The 484-nt window shown below is 59.3% G+C and carries 1 protein-coding gene; it reads right to left on the minus strand.

Annotated elements, in window-relative coordinates:
- Positions 1–24: 24 nt before the first annotated feature.
- A partial coding sequence (locus FCS21_RS15835) for an ABC transporter substrate-binding protein (protein ID WP_171035728.1) occupies positions 25–484 on the minus strand: 460 nt, incomplete at its 5' end.

A 484-nucleotide genomic window follows, 5' to 3' on the forward strand; every position in this document is an offset into this window, starting at 1 on the left:
CTTGTTGGGCCAGTAACGCCTGGCTTACTGAGGGGAAACTTCGGTTTTTGGTTTGCCGAAGTGCCATTCGTAGACCACGAACTTGAAGTCCTTCAGGTCGCACTTGGCGTCGAAGCTCAGCTCGCCGGTAGGGGTCTTGAAGGTGCCCGCGTGGATGGCTTCGGCCACTTTTGCGGTGTCTTCGCTCTTGGCGGCCTTGATGCCGCCGGCGATGACTTCAATGGCCGAGTAGGCCGGGAACACGAACGGACCGGTTGGGTCCTGCTTGTTCTTGGCGAACTCTTCAACGATGGCCTTGTTGGCCGGGTCGGTATCGAAGGATTTAGGCAAGGTCACCAGCAGGCCTTCGGAAGCGCCCTGGGCGATTTGCGAAATGGAGTCGTTGCCGACACCTTCCGGACCCATGAACTTGGCGTTCAGGCCTTTTTCCTTGGCTTGGCGCAGGATCAGGCCCAGCTCCGGGTGGTAGCCGCCGTAGTAGACG

The organism is Colwellia ponticola, assembly GCF_005885605.1.
GTDB lineage: Bacteria > Pseudomonadota > Gammaproteobacteria > Enterobacterales > Alteromonadaceae > Colwellia > Colwellia ponticola.